Source organism: Amycolatopsis keratiniphila (assembly GCF_000400635.2).
Classification (GTDB): domain Bacteria; phylum Actinomycetota; class Actinomycetes; order Mycobacteriales; family Pseudonocardiaceae; genus Amycolatopsis; species Amycolatopsis keratiniphila.
The window spans coordinates 3,231,632-3,247,296 of sequence record NC_021252.1 but is presented as its reverse complement, the minus strand read 5'-3'; the positions used below and the strand labels follow the sequence as shown (position 1 = coordinate 3,247,296).

Annotated in this window: 17 protein-coding genes; 11 read left to right on the top strand and 6 right to left on the bottom strand. The window is 68.3% G+C overall.

Annotated features, from left to right (window positions below):
• Positions 1-5 precede the first annotated feature (5 nt).
• From AORI_RS55815 to AORI_RS55805, 3 genes are all read right to left on the bottom strand, one after another.
• Positions 6-1,637 (bottom strand): purine-cytosine permease family protein, encoded by a 1,632-nt coding sequence (locus AORI_RS55815; protein ID WP_016333320.1) that lies wholly within the window; start codon positions 1,635-1,637, stop codon positions 6-8.
• A 494-nt stretch (positions 1,638-2,131) separates the two neighbouring features.
• Positions 2,132-2,875 (bottom strand): DJ-1/PfpI family protein, encoded by a 744-nt coding sequence (locus tag AORI_RS55810; protein ID WP_043848039.1) that lies wholly within the window; start codon positions 2,873-2,875, stop codon positions 2,132-2,134.
• An 18-nt stretch (positions 2,876-2,893) separates the two neighbouring features.
• Positions 2,894-3,856: a GlxA family transcriptional regulator gene (locus AORI_RS55805; protein ID WP_046199943.1), complete on the bottom strand. Its 963-nt coding sequence runs from the start codon at positions 3,854-3,856 to the stop codon at positions 2,894-2,896.
• Between the two features lie 105 nt (positions 3,857-3,961).
• Between AORI_RS55805 and AORI_RS55800 the strand changes: the two genes are divergently transcribed.
• Positions 3,962-4,873: a nuclear transport factor 2 family protein gene (locus AORI_RS55800; protein WP_016333317.1), complete on the top strand. Its 912-nt coding sequence runs from the start codon at positions 3,962-3,964 to the stop codon at positions 4,871-4,873.
• Positions 4,874-4,884: 11 nt separating this feature from the next.
• On the opposite strand, the gene AORI_RS55795 is transcribed toward AORI_RS55800, so the two are convergent.
• Complete coding sequence (locus AORI_RS55795; RefSeq protein WP_043848037.1) at positions 4,885-5,529, bottom strand: hypothetical protein; 645 nt, start codon at positions 5,527-5,529, stop codon at positions 4,885-4,887.
• A gap of 27 nt (positions 5,530-5,556) precedes the next feature.
• On the bottom strand, positions 5,557-6,039 hold the full coding sequence (locus tag AORI_RS55790) for a hypothetical protein (protein ID WP_016333315.1): 483 nt from the start codon (positions 6,037-6,039) through the stop codon (positions 5,557-5,559).
• A gap of 172 nt (positions 6,040-6,211) precedes the next feature.
• Here AORI_RS55790 and AORI_RS55785 point away from each other — a divergent pair, with 172 nt between their 5' ends.
• Both AORI_RS55785 and AORI_RS55780 read left to right on the top strand, forming a co-directional pair.
• Entirely contained in the window at positions 6,212-6,931 is a 720-nt protein-coding gene (locus tag AORI_RS55785; protein ID WP_158509126.1) for a class I SAM-dependent methyltransferase, read from the top strand.
• 104 nt (positions 6,932-7,035) lie between these two features.
• Complete coding sequence (locus tag AORI_RS55780) at positions 7,036-7,806, top strand: hypothetical protein (protein WP_016333313.1); 771 nt, start codon at positions 7,036-7,038, stop codon at positions 7,804-7,806.
• Here the strand turns inward: AORI_RS55780 and AORI_RS55775 are convergent.
• Entirely contained in the window at positions 7,775-8,839 is a 1,065-nt protein-coding gene (locus AORI_RS55775; protein WP_016333312.1) for an LLM class flavin-dependent oxidoreductase, read from the bottom strand. The two genes, AORI_RS55780 and AORI_RS55775, sit on opposite strands and share 32 nt — an antisense overlap.
• A 69-nt stretch (positions 8,840-8,908) precedes the next feature.
• Here AORI_RS55775 and AORI_RS55770 point away from each other — a divergent pair, with 69 nt between their 5' ends.
• The 8 genes from AORI_RS55770 to AORI_RS55735 all read left to right on the top strand — a co-directional run bounded on the left by AORI_RS55770 (position 8,909) and on the right by AORI_RS55735 (position 15,404).
• Positions 8,909-9,550, top strand: a complete 642-nt coding sequence (locus tag AORI_RS55770; RefSeq protein WP_016333311.1) for a LysE family translocator — start codon at positions 8,909-8,911, stop codon at positions 9,548-9,550.
• A 33-nt stretch (positions 9,551-9,583) separates the two neighbouring features.
• On the top strand, positions 9,584-10,402 hold the full coding sequence (locus AORI_RS55765; protein WP_016333310.1) for an MBL fold metallo-hydrolase: 819 nt from the start codon (positions 9,584-9,586) through the stop codon (positions 10,400-10,402).
• Positions 10,403-10,459: 57 nt separating this feature from the next.
• The gene (locus tag AORI_RS55760) at positions 10,460-11,281 is read left to right on the top strand and encodes a helix-turn-helix domain-containing protein (RefSeq protein WP_043848036.1); all 822 of its coding nucleotides are present in this window, start codon (positions 10,460-10,462) and stop codon (positions 11,279-11,281) included.
• A 64-nt stretch (positions 11,282-11,345) separates the two neighbouring features.
• Positions 11,346-11,942, top strand: coding sequence for a dihydrofolate reductase family protein (locus AORI_RS55755; protein ID WP_016333308.1), 597 nt, complete (start codon positions 11,346-11,348; stop codon positions 11,940-11,942).
• 99 nt (positions 11,943-12,041) lie between these two features.
• Complete coding sequence (locus tag AORI_RS55750; protein WP_016333307.1) at positions 12,042-12,806, top strand: thioesterase II family protein; 765 nt, start codon at positions 12,042-12,044, stop codon at positions 12,804-12,806.
• A gap of 13 nt (positions 12,807-12,819) precedes the next feature.
• Entirely contained in the window at positions 12,820-13,029 is a 210-nt protein-coding gene (locus AORI_RS55745) for a DUF5988 family protein (protein ID WP_016333306.1), read from the top strand.
• Between the two features lie 16 nt (positions 13,030-13,045).
• Positions 13,046-14,476: a class I adenylate-forming enzyme family protein gene (locus AORI_RS55740; RefSeq protein ID WP_016333305.1), complete on the top strand. Its 1,431-nt coding sequence runs from the start codon at positions 13,046-13,048 to the stop codon at positions 14,474-14,476.
• Positions 14,477-14,480: 4 nt separating this feature from the next.
• Positions 14,481-15,404: an ACP S-malonyltransferase gene (locus AORI_RS55735; RefSeq protein ID WP_016333304.1), complete on the top strand. Its 924-nt coding sequence runs from the start codon at positions 14,481-14,483 to the stop codon at positions 15,402-15,404.
• The last annotated feature ends 261 nt before the right edge of the window (positions 15,405-15,665 follow it).

Below are 15,665 nucleotides of genomic sequence, written 5' to 3'. Positions count from 1 at the left end.
TTCGATCACGGCCGGGCGGGAAGGATGTGGCGCCCTTCGCGGTCCGTGCTCAGGCACAACGAGCAGATCGTGCCGCCGGTCGCGGACGCGGCCACGTCGGGACGCTCGTAGGCCTCTCCGCAGACCTCGCAGTCGTAGTGGGTGCCGCTCGGATTGCCGTCTTCGTCCAGCAGCGGCTCGGTGATGCCGTCATCGGTGCGGCGCAGGTAGTAGCGCCCTCGGGTGAGGACGGCCATCAGCGGGGTCAGCAGGATCGCGACCACCACCGCGACCAACGGGGAGTACGGCCGGGGCCCGTCGCCGAAGAGTCCGAAGTAGACGGAGATGGACAGGAGCGAGGAGCCCAGGAACGCGACGACACCGACCGGGTTGACCGCGAACAGCATGCCGCGCCGGAACTCCGGCTGTTTCGGCGAGAGCCCGAGCACGAACTTGTTGATCGCGATGTCGGTGGCGACGGTGACCACCCACGCCATCGCGCAGTTCGAGTAGAAACTCAAGATGCCGTTGAGGAAGCTGAACATGTCCGCCTCCATCAGGATCAGCGCGATGGCCAGATTCACCAGCACGAACACCAGCCTGCCCGGATAGCGTTTCGTGATCCGGGTGAAGGAGTTCGTCCACGCCAGCGAGCCGGAATAGGCGTTGGTGACGTTGATCTTCACCTGGCTGAGCACCACCAGGACCAGCGCCAGCGGTACCACCAGCCACGACGGCATGACTTCGATGAACACCCCGGTGAACTGCTCGATCGGCTCGACGGCCGCCGCCTTCCCGACCGCGTCGAGGATGTAGATCGCCATGAACACGCCGATCGCCTGTTTGATCGCGCCGAAGAACACCCATCCCGGCCCGGCCAGCACCATCGAGGTCCACCAGGCGCGCCGGTTCTCCGCCGTGCGCGGCGGCATGAAACGCAGGTAGTCGACCTGCTCGCCGATCTGCCCCATGAGCGAAAGACACACTCCGGCACCGAGCATGATCGCGGCCGTGCTCAGCCCGGCGCCGCCCTCCCCCTCGTAGGACAGCCACCGCTGGACCGAACCGGGATCCTTCACGACGAGGAACACCAGCGGGGCCACCATCAGCAGCAGCCACAGCGGATTCGTCCAGCTCTGCAGCTTCGCCAGTACCTTCATGCCGTAGACGACCAGCGGGATGATGACCAGGGTGGACACGAGGTAGCCGAGCCACAACGGCAGCGATATCGCGTACTTCAGGCCCTGCGCCATGATCGAGCCTTCGAGCGCGAAGAAGATGAAGGTGAAGCTGGCGAAGATGACGCTGGTGAGCACCGAACCGTAGTAGCCGAAACCGGAACCGCGGGTGATCAGGTCGAGGTCGATGTTGTACCGCGCGGCATAGTAGGCCAGCGGGAACCCGGTCACGAAGATGATCACCGCCGCCAGGGCGATCGCCAGCAGCGCGTTGCCCGTGCCGTGGGTCAGGCCGATGCCGGCGCCGATCGAGAAGTCCGCCATGTAGGCGATCCCGCCCAACGCGGAAGCCCCGACCACCGCCGGTGTCCAGCGACGGTACGTCCTCGGCGCGAATCGGAGGGTGTAGTCCTCGAGGGTTTCCTTCGTCGCGCCGAGGCCGGCGGGCGCGGCACGGGTCTCCGATTCTTCGATGGTCATGGCCGAGGTCTCCTCCAGAGCGCCGGGGACGGAAGCCCGAAGCTACGAACGCCTCGTTTCCACCCGCCCGCCCGGTTGTGACGGCCGGGTTTCCGTGTGTTGCCGGATTTCGGCGCGGCCGTTAACAACCTTCGAGGGCGAGGGTCGTGAGTGATACCCATCTGCACAGTTTCCGAACTCGCGGGAGCGTCTACAAAGGACACATCCTGTGGTCTTATGTCCGCTTCATGCCTGTATGCGTGGTTCCCGAGAGGGATCGTGAGCGGTAATGAGGGTTAGAACGATCATTGCCACTCACGACCCCGCACGAAGCACCCAAACCGGACAACCTGACGAGAACTGCTGGCCCTTGGGGACAGTTAGGCCGACGCATGACTCGAGTCCTCGCTCACGACGGGCCGGAGTGGGCCGGAATCGACGCCGTGCAGTTCGCCATCCTCGGGCGGTCGAGGTCTTGGTCAGGGCCAACCCTCGACAAGCTCCAGCGGTCTCCGCTAGGCCTGTGACTCGGCGAGCAGTTTCAGCGCGAGCGCCTTGAGTTCCGGGCTCGCCGTCGCGGCGTTGCCCGAGTCGAACGGCGGCCGCGGGTCGTATTCGACGGCGAGCTGGATACCGCGAGCGATCTCTTCACCGGCCAATAGGGACGCGAGATGGAAGGCGAGGTCGATCCCGGCGGACACCCCTGCCGCGGTGACGACCTTGCCGACCTGAACGTAGCGCTCGGGCACGTAACGGACGCCGAAGGTCTCCTCCAGATAGCCCGCCGAAGCCCAGTACGTGGTGGCCCGCTCGCGGAGCAGCCCGGCCGCGCCGAGGATCAAGGATCCCGTGCACACCGACGTGGTCCAGGTCGTGTGCCGATGGATACGGCGGATCCAGTCGAGCAGAACCGGGTTCTCCATGGCGGCGACCGTGCCGCGGTTGCCCGCGCCCGGAACCAGCAACACGTCCAGGCGGTGCACCTCGGCCACCGAACGCTCCGCCAGCACCGCGACGTCACGGGTGTCCGTGCGCACCGGGCCGCGTTCCTGAGCGATCATCGTCACCGTGGCGCCGGGCAGCCGGGACAACACCTCGGCCGGCCCCGTCGGATCCAGCAGGCTGAACCCGTCGTAGAGCAGGATGCCGATCTTCGGTCCTTGTGTCTCCGCCTGAGCCGTGCCGGTGCCGAGGCCGAAGGCGGCGGCCGCCGCGACTCCGGCCAATACCGTCCTGCGTGTGGTCTTCGCACTGTCCATGCCGCGATTCTGGGGAGCTCAGGCGCCGATCGGGCGGGGCATGTCCTTCATCCTGCGAAGTGTGTCCCCGGTGATCCCGTAGTACTGGCGGAACGCCGTCCGCAAGGTCTCCGACGAGGCGAACCCGCATCGCCGCGCGACCGCGGCCAGCGGCAACGCGGTGGACCGCACCAGCTGGGCGGCGGCTTCGGTCCGCGCCGTCCGCACGGTCCGGGCCGGGGTGCTGCCCAGCTGCGCGGTGAACAGCCGGTTGAGGTGCCGCGTGGTGACCCCGGCGCGGGCCGCCAGCGCCGACGGGCTCAGGTCTTCGGCGAGATGCGCGGCGATGTACCCCAAGAGGTCGCGCACGACCCGGTTGCCCGGCGGCGGGACGGCCAGGAACGTGCTGATCTGGGCCTGGTCGCCCGGGCGATGCAGATAGGTCACCAGTTCGCGGGCGACCTCGCGGGCCAGCGTCGGACCGCAGTCGTCCTCGATCAGGGCGAGCGTGAGATCCAGCGCGCTGATGACCCCGGCCGAGGTGAACACGTTGCCGTCGCGGATGTAGAGCGGAGCCGGATCCACCGTCACCGCGGGGAACGTGGCGGCGAGCAATTCGCCGTATCCCCAATGCGTCGTGGCCCGCCGGTCGTCGAGCAGCCCGGCGGCCGCCAGCACGAAGGCGCCTGTGCACACCGAGGCGATCCGCCTGCTCCACCCGGCCAGCCGCCGCACCTGGGTCAGCAGGCGCTCGTCCGCCGCGGCCGCGCCCGTTCCCGCGCCGCCGACCACGATCACCGTGTCCACCCGCCCGGACACCTCGGCGAGCCGCCGGGCACCCGCGAGCATGATCCCCGACGAACTCCGGGTCGTCCGCCCCTGCACCGTCGCCAGCTCGACGACATACGGTGGCGCGGCGCCGTGCGAGTTCGCGATCTCCAGTGCCCCGCTGGGACAGGCCACGTCCAGGATCTGCGCGTCGTCGAACGCGACGATCACCACCCGGCGCACCGCTTCGTTTTCAACCCCCACACGGAGAATCTACCCGGCTGCCCGCTTACCTCAGACGTAATCGACAGGGTCCCCCGTCTCGATGATCCTTTGGCCATGAAGGTTTCACGACTCTTGCCCGCCCTCGACCGGCCCGCGAACGTGGAGCGGTTCATGGACGCCTACCGCGCCTGGGGAAGGAACGCCCAGGATGTCGACGCGTACATGAACCTGTTCGTCCAAGACGGGACGGCGCGCTTGTGGGACAGCGGGCTCGAAACGCCGCGGGACTGGGCGGGCATCAGGAGCCAGATCGAAGGCGTGCTGAGATTGGTCCCGGACTACGTCTTCGTACCGGAGACCGTCACTTCCGACCCCGACGGGAGGGTCGTGTTCATCGAGGCGCTGAACACCGGCACCGTCAAGGGGAAACCGGTCTCCTTCAAGACGATGCACCGGCTCGTCCTCGGCGATCCCGCCGCGGGCAAGGATCCGGCCCGGGTGCAGGACGGCAGGCGGTTCTGGGACCAGGTCAACATGTTCCGCCCGGTCGAGGATCCGGCGAACCCGCTGCGAAACCTCTTCGCAGGGATCACCGCGTCGGCGACGGACCCGGCCCCGGCGGTCCCCTTGCCGCCGCCGATCCGGCAACTGGCGTGGAACCGGGAAGCGGCGGGGATCCTGGTCGCCGGGGTGGACGGTACGGCGACCCTGCTGGGTCCCGGCCTGACCGAGCCGATCTCCGGCCGCCGGGCGATGACCGAATACCTGGACCGGTTGTTCGGCGCCGTCCGTGACGTCGCGCTGGAGCAGCGCGCCACCGTGTCCGCGGACGGCACCGAATACCGGGAGTGGATCGGCACCGCGGTGGCGCTGGGCGGCGCCGACCCGCGCACGATCTCCTTCAGCCTTGTCGAGCGGACGGTGAAGACGCCGACCGGCACGGCCTGGTCGCTGCATTTCGACACTTTGGACCTGATCGCTTCGGTCCAGACGGTGAAAGAACTGCGGGCCCGGATCTTCGGCTAGCCTCCTCGGCCTCAGGCGCGGCCGGTCCAAGGACTTCCGGCGCCCGTTCGTGTCGCGCTGCCGCCCGGCGGCAGGTCGAGGACGTCGATCAGGGTCCGGTCTTCGTCGATGGCGTGGTGCAGGTGCCCGACCTTGCCGGTGCCGCCGTCCGCGTCGGAAGCACCGACTAGTTGCCACATCCCGTCGTCGGCGTCGTGCTGCACAAGCAGAATCGGCTCGCGGCGCTCGAACACCTCAAGGGTCTGGACGCACAGGGTGCCCAGAAGCCAGTGCCGCATCCACCACGCCCGCCGATCGCGTCGCATGACCTCGTCGGCGACCGCCCAGACGAACGGCAGGTCCTCGTGGGCACGTGCCTCGTCCGCGGTCAGGTCCGGACCGCCCTGGGGTACCCGTTCGAACGGGTCACCGGTCAACGAGAACGCATGTCCGTCCTCGTGCGGGAAGATGACGGCGTGGAAGGTCCCGCCGCCGGGGTTGCCCGCGCCGATCCCGACCGAAAGGCGAGCGGCGTGCGGATCCGCGCCGGTGGTCCAGCCGAACGCGTACGAGGCCAGCTCGCCCCGCGGCCCGACGAACTCCCCGAACGCACGCCGGTCCGTCCCCTCGGCGGTTTCCGTCAGTACCAACGCACCCTCGTGCACCTGAATATCCACGTCCGCAAGGTAGGCGATGTCACCCGCTCACAGCGGTTCGGCCAGCAGCACGACCCGGTCCTGATCCGGATCGAATCCGAGGACCGGATGGGCCGGGCTTCCGCCTTCCGGCGTCATGAGAACCGGCTTTCCCAGCTCTCGCCCGATATCGGTAAGGAACCCGCACAAGATGTCGACCCCGGCCTGTCCCTGTAGCTCCCGCAGGTCGACGTCGAAGTCGATTTCCTCGGCCGCCGTGAGGCGGAAGATCGCGAGCACGCCTGGAACAGGGCAGACCTGCAGCTCCACCAGTGCGGCATCGGGCTCGCGAAGGAGCACTTCGGCCGATGAGGACAAGGGCAGCGTCAGGCCGTCCCGCCGGAGTTCCCGCTGCCAACCGCGCGCCTCGACCAGATCGAACACCTTCTGCCAGTCCTCCGCGGAGGTATCCGGAACGAACACGTCGGGCAGCGCACCCATCAGATCAGGGTCGAAGAAGCTCCTGACCGCATCCCACCGAAGATCCGCCATGCGGCCATTGTCCCGGCCGGATATTCCGGTGCGCCACCGAAAAACCGACCGTAGGATTCGCGCGGTGACGGAACTACCTCACGAAATCGTCCAGCATTACAGATCGACCGATGAGGGAGCACGACTCACCGGGTCGTCCGGCCGTCTCGAGTTCGTACGGACCCAGGAGATCGTGCGACGGCATCTGCCGCCCAAAGCCCTGCGCGTCCTCGATATCGGCGGAGCCACCGGAACGCACGCCGCCTGGCTCGCCGCCTGGCTCGCCGCGGACGGCCATCAGGTCACATTGTTCGACATCGTTCCGGAGCACGTCGCCGCTGCGCGGCAACTCGCCGACAGGACACCGGGAATGACCGTGGCGTTGGCTGACGCCCGGCGGTTGCCGGTGCCGGACGGCAGCTTCGACGCCGCGCTCCTGCTCGGTCCCCTCTATCACCTGACCGACCGCGATGAGCGTCTCGCGGCATTGCGTGAAGCCGGTCGCGCCGTCCGTCCGGGCGGATGGATATTCGTCGCGGCGATCTCGCGCTTCGCGTCGCTGTTCGACGGCCTGGCCCGCGGCTTCCTTTTCGACCCGGAATTCCAGCGGATAGTGAGCGTCGATTTGGCTTCCGGTCAGCACCGCAACGACGGCGACCATCCCCATTGGTTCACCACCGGTTACTTCCACCATCCCGGCGAATTGCGTCAGGAATGTCTCGATGCGGGGCTCGACCTGCTCGACGTGGTGGGTGTCGAAGGACTCGCGGGCTGGCTGCCGCAGCTCACCGAGCGGTGGAGCCACCCGGCGGACCTCGACGTTGTTCTCCGCTTCACCAGAGCCGTCGAAAACGAACCCTCATTGCTCGGGTTGGGCAGCCATCTGATCGCGATCAACCGGACGCCGGCCTGATCCGCCTTCATGTAACAGCTCCCCCAAACGCGACGACCTGCATGCAAGGTTCTCCCACGAAGGGGGCAGTGATGCGGCGACGGTGCTCACGAACGGCCTCTTTCGTGGTCGCCCTGGCGATCACTTGGACCACCGCGGGTTGCGACGACGAAACCGGGCAACGCGCCGACCCCGGCTGCCCCGATGCCACGACCGGAAGCCGGGTTCCGTTGTCGATGATCGAAGGGCGGCCGCGGGACTTGTCCCAGCTGGTCATGTGCACCAACGCAAGCGGAACCGCGGTCTTCGTCGGGAACGACACCAAGGTCGTCTGGCTGGTGCGGACAACCCCGAACGTCATGGCCGATCGCCACGGCGGCGTACCCACGGACGTGCAACTTTTCCGCCTGTGGAGAGCGAAGAAGCCCTTATACGGAACTCCGCTCGAACCCGGCACCGCGTTGACCGTTCCCTTGCCTCCGGCACAGGTGACGCTCCAGATCGACGTCGTACTTCAACACCAGTGGGCGACGTTCGACATGCTGGGGAAAACGTTCTCGGCCGCCGGTGAAAACCTTCCCGAGTTGGTCAAGAACGACAAGTACAAGAACGCCGTGCAAAGTTGTCTCGAAGCCAGCACACGAATCGCCGACTACGCCGCGGCGGCACGGTACGACACGGAGAAGTGGATCGATTCCCTTGGCTTGCTCACCGGCGGGGCCACTTGTGCCTCAGATCTCAAGCTCGCGGAGGACGAGCGGCAGCTCAAGGCCTGGCGCGAAGGTCGACGGCCGTTGCCGGCGCTGAAACCGTCGACCTTCGCGCAAAACGCGAGATCGGTCTCGTCAGAATTCGACGACGTTCTCAAAGCGGTCGGCCAGATCCTGGCCAAGTAACAGGAGCGCCGTTGATCAATCCGGCGATCACGGCCATCTCCACCGGCGGGTCGACCACCGGCTGGATCACGATCTCACCGACCCCGGCTTCGGCCAAGGTGGCGATGCGGGAGCGCAGGTCGTCCGGGGTCCCGACCAGGGTCAGGCTGTCCATCAGCGACGGCGTGATCAGGTCCCGGTCCGCCGGTGCGATGCGTTCGAGGTAGCCGGGGTAGAGCTTCGTGTACCGGTCCGGCGCGGTGGCCGTGGTGCCACGCCGGTCGAGCAGGCGGCGCACGGCGTCGCGTTCCTCGGCGCCGAGCCCGCCGGCGGCCGAAGGGGTGTCGGCGGCGAAGGCCAGCAACGACAACACGACGTGGCCCACCGCGTCCCGGGCCGGGTCGCCGTAGGGGTCGGCGCCGTCGTCGAGGACGTGCAGCGCGGTCATCAGGTACGAGCCGGTCCGGGGCGTGTCTCCGCGAGCCGCGTGCAATCCCCGCCAGGCCGCGGGATCGAGAAGTCCGAAAGAGACGAGGCCGGCATCCCGGCGGCCGGCGACCGCACCGGCTTTCGGTCCCAGCGCGGCCACCACGAACTCGATCGGGTCGGCGGTGTTCACCGCCGACCCGGCATGCAGGAACCGGACGTCGCGCACCCTGTCGCCCTCGCGGTACTCGACCGGGTGCCCGGCGCAGAGCCCTTGGAGCGCGGCGGTGAAAGCCTCCAGCTCGGCCGTCGTGGCCGGCGGCATGCCCAGGGTGCGCCGGGCGGTGTTCCCCGTGCCGACACCGCAGACGATCCGGCCCGGCGCCAGCGCATTGAGGCTGGCGAACCCGCTCGCCGCGGCGGGCGCCGACCGCAACGCCGGTGACGTCACCCCGATACCGAGCTTGATGCGGCTGGTCACCCGCGCACACGAGCTCAGCGCCACGAACGGATCACCGTGGACCATCGGTGTGTCGTACACCCAGAAGCTGCTGAACCCGAGCTCCTCGGCCCGCACGGCCAGCTCCGCCACACCCGGATGAGCCGCGACCACGATTCCGGTCCGCACAGGACTCCCCCTTCCACCCGTGAATCCGAGCTTGCCAGAGATCGTGACCGAATCGGTTACCGTGGCCTCATGCCCTCGCCTGATCGCCTCGCCGCTTTCGCGCTCGCGTCGTTCGTCCTGATCCTCATCCCGGGCCCCGCCGTGCTGTTCGCGATCAGCCGTGCCCTGGCATACGGCCGCCGGACCGCGCTGATGACCGTGATCGGCGGCGCGCTCGGCAGCTTCGTCGCCGCCACGGCCGTCGCCATCGGGGTAGGAGCCATCATCCAGGCCTCCGCGGTGATCTACACCGTGATCAAGTTCGCCGGTGCCGCGTACCTGATCTACCTCGGTGTCCAGGCGATCCGGCACCGCCGGGCGCTGCGGGAGGCCTTCGAGGCGCAAGCGGCCCCGATCAGCGGCAGGCGCACGTTGCTGCAGGGCTTCATCGTCGGCGTGACGAACCCGAAGGCGGTGGTGTTCTTCGCCGCGATCCTGCCCCAGTTCGTCGACCCCTCCGCCGGACAGGCCGGCCTTCAGATGGTGATCCTCGGCGCGGTGTTCGCCATCATCGCCCTGGCGATGGACTCTGTCTGGGGTGTGGCGGCGGGAGCCGTCCGGTCCTGGTTCGCCCGCTCGGCGCGGCGTTTGGACCTGGTCGGCGGAGCGGCCGGGCTCACCATGGTCGGGCTCGGCGTCGGCTTGGCCGTCAGCGGCCGCAAGGAGTCTTGACCTCCAGCGAACTGGAGATTCCATGCTGGACGCATGACGATCTGGATCTGTGGGACCTGCGGCGTCGAGCACCCCGACACCGCCGCACCTCCGGCCGGGGTCTGCCGGATCTGCGCGGACGAACGCCAGTACGTCCGCGCCTCCGGCCAGTCCTGGACCACCGCGGAAGAGCTCGCCGCGGAGCCGCACAAGCTGGTCCACGAGCAGCCGGAGCCGGGCCTCCACCGCCTGCACCGCGAGCCGGAGTTCTCGATCGGCCAATGGACTTACGTCGTGCAGACGGATCAAGGCAACCTGCTGTGGGACCCGCCGAACGCCCTCGACGAGCCCCTGCTCGACAAGATCGCCGAACTCGGCGGGGCGGCGGCGATCGTGGCGAGCCATCCGCATATGTACGGCTCGCAGGTGAGCCTGAGCCATCACCTCGGGAACGTTCCGGTCCTCGTGCATTCCGCCGACCGGGATTGGGTGCGGCGGGAGGATCCGGTGATCCGCGAATGGCACGGCTCCGAAGAGATCCTGCCCGGCGTCACGCTCGTCGAAGCGGGCGGCCACTTCCCCGGTGCGGCGGTCGCCCACGTCGCCGCGAACGGCGGCTCGCTGCTCGTGGGCGACACCATCGTGCCGGTGGCCGCCTCGGGCTGGGTGACCTTCATGCGCAGCTATCCCAACCAGATCCCGCTCTCGGCCGGCCTGGTCGAGCGGCTCGTGGGCCGGCTGGAGCCCTACGAGTTCGACCGGCTCTACGCGCTGACAGGCGCCACTCTGCAGGCTGGCGCGAAGGCCGCCGTGCGGCGCTCGGCCGAGCGCTACGTCGCGTGGGTCAGCGGGGCGAACGACCATCTCGGCTGAACGAATGCGATACCGGCGGACGTCGGCGATGCTGTACGCGTGGAGTACGTGTCCCGAGTGCCGCGTCCGCCGCTGGACGGGCTGATCGACGACCTCTACTACCTGGAGGGAGCGCCGCCGTACGCCCGGCTGACGCTGCCTCCGTCGCCGTCGGCGTTGCTCATCGTCAACCTCGGTGACCCGTTCCGCATCCGCGCCGGCGCCGACATCGAGACGGCCGCGTACGCCGACGGCTGCGTGATCACCATGCCCACCCGTGCGTACGAGTTCAGCTACCCCCACCGGACCACGTCCGTCGGCGTGCACTTCAAGCCGTGGGGGCCGTCGTCGTTCCTGGCGGTGCCCGCGGCCGAACTGTGCGACCGGCCGGTGACGCTGGAGCAGGTTTGGGGGCGGCCCGCCGTCGCCGGGCTGCGAGACCGGCTGGCCTCGGCGCCCGGCCCGCGCGAGATGCTGGCGCTGCTGGAGGAGGAGCTGATACGACGGCTGCGCGAGACCGCCGGCCTGGAGCTGGTCCGCCATACGAGCGGCGTCATCGCGGCGACCGGGGGAACCGCGGCGATCGGCGACCTGAGCGCGGCGGCCGGGGTCAGCGGCACCCATCTGGCACAGCGGTTCAAGGAACTCGTCGGCGTCACGCCGAAACGGCTGGCCCGCACCCACCGCTTCACCGCCACCGTGTTCGGCATCGACCCCACCGGGCCGATCGACTGGGGCGAGGTCGCCAGTCATGCCGGCTACTTCGACCAAGCCCACTTCGGCCACGAGTTCCGGGCGTTCACCGGGCTCACGCCGACCCGGTACCTCGAAGTCAGACGGCGGTTCCTGCTCGAACATCCCGGCCACGTGCTGGACGGCTGGCCACTCCCCGCCGATTGATTTCTTACAAGCGCGGCGGCCCGCGGCAGGCTAGTTTCGGCACCCTCGAAGCAGAGGAGGGCCTGTGGGCAAGGTGGTCATGTACAGCTCGGTGTCGGTCGACGGCTTCATCGCCGACGAGGACGACCAGCCGGGGCCGCTGTTCGACTGGTTGACCAACGGTGACGTCCCGTTGGACGACAGCGGTGTGCTCAGGGTGTCGCGAACGTCCTACGACCACACGCGGCCGTACTGGGACCGGATCGGGGTGACGATCGCCGGTCGCCGGGTCTTCGACCTGACGGACGGCTGGGACGGGAAGCCTCCGAGCGGGATCGACCACGTGATCGTCGTGACGCACCGGCCCGCCCCCGAAGGCTGGGACCCCGGCGCGCCCTTCCACTTCGTCGACGGCGTCGAGGCGGCCGTCGCCAAGGCGCGGGAGCTCGCGGGCGACCGTGTCGTCGAGATCGCGGCCGGCGACGTCGGTGGCCAGGCGCTCGCCGCGGGCCTGGTCGACGAGGTGCGCATGGACGTCGTACCCGTCGTGTTCGGCTCCGGCAGGCGCTTCTTCGGGTCGGTCCGCGCACAGCACCTGCTGGAGGACCCTGACGTGGCGATTCGGGGCGACCGGGTGCTTCACCTGAGCTACCGGGTGCGCCGCGACCACGAGGCGCGATAGGGGCCACGCCGGGTCGGTAGGGGTTGTCCGCCCGGACCGGCCGCCCGCACGCTCGGTGGGACGGGCGATCCGCCCGTCGCCGACGCAGGAGGTGGCCGGGTGGCGGACAACGACGAGGGACTCTGGGTACGCAGGTTCCATCCCGCGGACGACGCGCCCTACCGCGTCGTCTGTTTCCCGCACGCCGGGGGTTCCGCGAGCTATTTCTTCCCGGTCTCACGGACGTTGAGCCCCGCCGCCGACGTACTCGCGATCCAGTACCCCGGACGCCAGGACCGGCGTCACGAACCGGGGCTCGCCACCATCGCCGAACTCGCCGACGGCGTCACCGAGGCACTCCTGCCGTGGCTGGACCGGCCGGCCGTCCTTTTCGGACACAGCATGGGCGCGACCCTCGGCTTCGAGGTCGCCCGCCGGCTCGAAGCCGCTGAAGTGCGGCCGCACGCGTTGTTCGTCTCCGGGCGCGTGGCACCCAGCCGCGCCCGCGACGAGACGGTCCACCGGCGCGACGACGCGGGACTCGTCGCCGCGGTGAAGGAACTCGGCGGCACCGACGCCCAGGTCTTCGAGGACGAAGCGATCCTGGAAATGGTGCTGCCCTCGATCCGGACGGACTACACCGCCGCGGAGACCTATCGATACACGCCGGGTCCTCTGTTGCAGGCCCCGATCCACGCCCATCTCGGCGAAAACGACCCGAAGGCGACCGTCGGCGAGGTCCGCGACTGGGCCGCGCACACGTCCGGGCGGTTCACCCTGACCACGTATCCCGGCGGGCATTTCTACCTGAACACCCACGCCCCGGCCGTGATCCGGGCCATCTCGGACGCCTTGCGGCCGTCCGACCTCCATATCACCCAGTGAAAGGAGCCCTTCCGTGGTGCACATCAGAATCGATCCCACGGGATCCCGCGCGCGGTCGGCGGATCTGGAGTCCTACCAGAAGGTCGAAGACCTCACCCAGGACGTGAAGATCTGCGTCGACGGAGGCTACGAACACTTTTCCCACGCCGGGGAGTTCCAAAAGGACGGTCATGAGGTCTTCGCCGTCTTCCGGTGGTCTGGCCGCACCAAGATCGCCGAGTGAGAGAAAGGGGAATCCCATGTCCGCGAGACTCTTCGCCCTCGATTCCTTGCAGACGTTCGACGAGCTCGAACACAGCGCGCTGGGGGTGGCGGAGTCCCTCCGGGAGCGCGGCGTGACACCCTCGACCAGGGTGATGCTGAAGGCCGGGAATTCGGCCGCCTACGTGACCACGCTGCTGGCCCTGATGCATGTCGGTGCGAGCATCGTCCTCGTCGACCAGCAGGAGAACGCCGCCGAGACCCAGCGGGTCTGCAACCAGGCCGGGGTCAAGATCAGCCTGGTCGACGAGGACGCGCCGTTGGTCACCGACGGCCCGCACACCCTGCTCTACGAATTGCTCGTCGCCGGGGCGTCACAGGCCACCCGCGATCCGGAGCTGCGGGTGGGCCCGTGGTGCGAACTGCCGGACGGGCTGATCATGTACTCCTCCGGATCGACCGGAGTGCCCAAGGGCGTGGTCAAGAACGGCGGGCGGTTCCTGAAGAACCTCCAGCGCAACGCCGACCAGGTCGGCCACCACTCGGGCGACGTCCTGATGCCGATGCTGCCCTTTTCCCACCAGTACGGCCTGTCGATGGTGCTGATCGCGTGGCTGGTGCGCTGTTCGCTCGTGGTGGCGCCGTACCGGCGGATCGACCGTGCCCTGCGGATGGCGGGCCAGTGCGGGGTGACCGTGACCGACGGCACGCCGTCGACCTACCAGAGCATTCTCAACATCGTGAAGCGCAATCCCCGCTACGGCCTCGACCTGGCCGGCGTGCGGATGTTCTGCAGTGGCGCCGCTCCCCTGGGGTCGACGCTCAGCGAAGACTACGTCGCCTGGTTCGGCCTCCCCTTGCTGGACAGCTACGGCAGCACGGAACTGGGCAACCTCGCCTTCGCGACGCCGGAGAACCCGGTCGGCTGTGGCCGCGCGCTCCCCGGGCACGAACTGCGGATCCTCGACGACGAAGGCCATCCGCTGCCCGCCGGGCAGACCGGCGAGATCGTGATGTACTGCCCCGACATGATGGCGGGCTACCTCGCCGCGGACGGCTCCCTGGAGCCGGCGGAGCAGGGCTGGCGGCACACCGGCGACTTCGGCTACCTGGACGAGAACGACAACCTGTTCGTGGTGGGCCGCAAATTCGCCGTGCACCGCAAGGGACACACGCTCTACCCGGAGATCATCGAGCACAAGGTCACCGAAGCGCTGTGCCCGGTCAAGATCATCGCGCTGCCGGACGAACGGCGTGGCTGCCAGCTGGCGTTCTTCGTCGAAGATCCGCTCGGCCACGACGGCAGGCACTGGCGTACGCGCATCGCCGAGGTGCTGCCGGAGTTCGAGCGACCGGACCGCATCCGGGTCGTCGAAAGGTTTCCGTTGAACCGCAACGGAAAACCCGACAAGAAGCGGATGACGGAACTGGCACTGGCCGAATCGACCACTTCGCCGAAAGCCGGCTGAGAACGTGACCGACGAACGCACCGCCCTGGTCTTCCCGGGTATGGCCCCCACGAGAAGCGGGGACGTGAGCCGGTTCCTGATGATCAACCGGAAGGCACGGGAACGGCTCGCCACGGCCGAGGACGTCCTCGGCCGTCGCCTGCTCGGCCCCGCCCGCGAAGACGGCGATGTGTACGACGAGGCCGCACAGGTCGTCTTCATGCTGACGTGTCTTTCCCTCGCGGAGTGGGCCGAAGACGCCCTCGGCGTGAAACCGGAGATATGCGCCGGTCCCAGTTTCGGCCAGAAGGCGCTGACCGCGTATACGGGAGTGCTGCCGTTCGAGGAGACCGTCCGGCTCACCGCGGAGCTCTCGCGGTGCGAGATGTCGTACTTCGAAAGCGACTATTCCGACGTCGTGACCCACTGTTTCGTCCGGACTCCGGAGGAGGGTTTCGCCGAGGTCCTGGCCGAGCTGAAGGACGAGTTCCACGACATTTCGGGCGTCATCGACCAGGGCTTCTACCTGCTTTCGTTGCGGGAGAAGGATTTGGAGCGGGTGAAGGCGCGAGTCCGGGCGATCGGCGGCTACTCGATGCACACCATGCGCCCGCCCGTGCACTCCACCTTCTTCGGTGGTTTGCGCCGGCGGGCCGAGGAGGAGGTGCTGTCCGGCTTCACTCTTCGCGACCCCGGACTTCCGGTGGTCGCGGACCAGGACGGTGCGCTCCTGGACTCGGCGGCGGGGGTGCGCCGGATGCTGCTCGACACCTTCGACCGGCCGATCGACTGGCCGTCGATGGTCGCGACCTTGCGGGAGCAGGGGGTGACGTCCTTGTGTTTCGCCGGGCCGGACAATCTCTTCCACCGGGTGGACAGCACGGTGGCGAATTTCGAGGTGCGGACGGTGACGCCGGGGATGGCTTTGAAGCCGCGGAGCCGCGCTTGAGGTTCTGGTGAGTGGGGAGGATTTCGGACGTGTCCGGAATCCTCCCCACTCGGCGTTTCGGGCTGAGGCCGGGGATCCACGACGATGTAGGAATCGGGACACTCAACGTCCCGATTCCTACATCGTCGGCCCCCCGGCACACTCTCGCACTGGTCGTGGAGGATTCGGGACGTTGAACGTCCCAAATCCTCCACACTCGACTGTGCCGCGGGCGAAGGCTCCTTTCACCGCTTAAGACGCGGCGAAGGGAGCCTTCAGCCC

Bases quoted from the DNA above. Each gene is read 5' to 3' on its own strand.
- AORI_RS55765 (WP_016333310.1), top strand. From the start codon at position 9,584: ATGACGATCTGGATCTGTGGGACCTGCGGCGTCGAGCACCCCGACACC.
- AORI_RS55740 (WP_016333305.1), top strand. From the start codon at position 13,046: ATGTCCGCGAGACTCTTCGCCCTCGATTCCTTGCAGACGTTCGACGAG.
- AORI_RS55790 (WP_016333315.1), bottom strand. From the start codon at position 6,039: ATGGCGGATCTTCGGTGGGATGCGGTCAGGAGCTTCTTCGACCCTGAT.
- AORI_RS55770 (WP_016333311.1), top strand. From the start codon at position 8,909: ATGCCCTCGCCTGATCGCCTCGCCGCTTTCGCGCTCGCGTCGTTCGTC.
- AORI_RS55800 (WP_016333317.1), top strand. From the start codon at position 3,962: ATGAAGGTTTCACGACTCTTGCCCGCCCTCGACCGGCCCGCGAACGTG.
- AORI_RS55815 (WP_016333320.1), bottom strand. From the start codon at position 1,637: ATGACCATCGAAGAATCGGAGACCCGTGCCGCGCCCGCCGGCCTCGGC.
- AORI_RS55810 (WP_043848039.1), bottom strand. From the start codon at position 2,875: ATGGACAGTGCGAAGACCACACGCAGGACGGTATTGGCCGGAGTCGCG.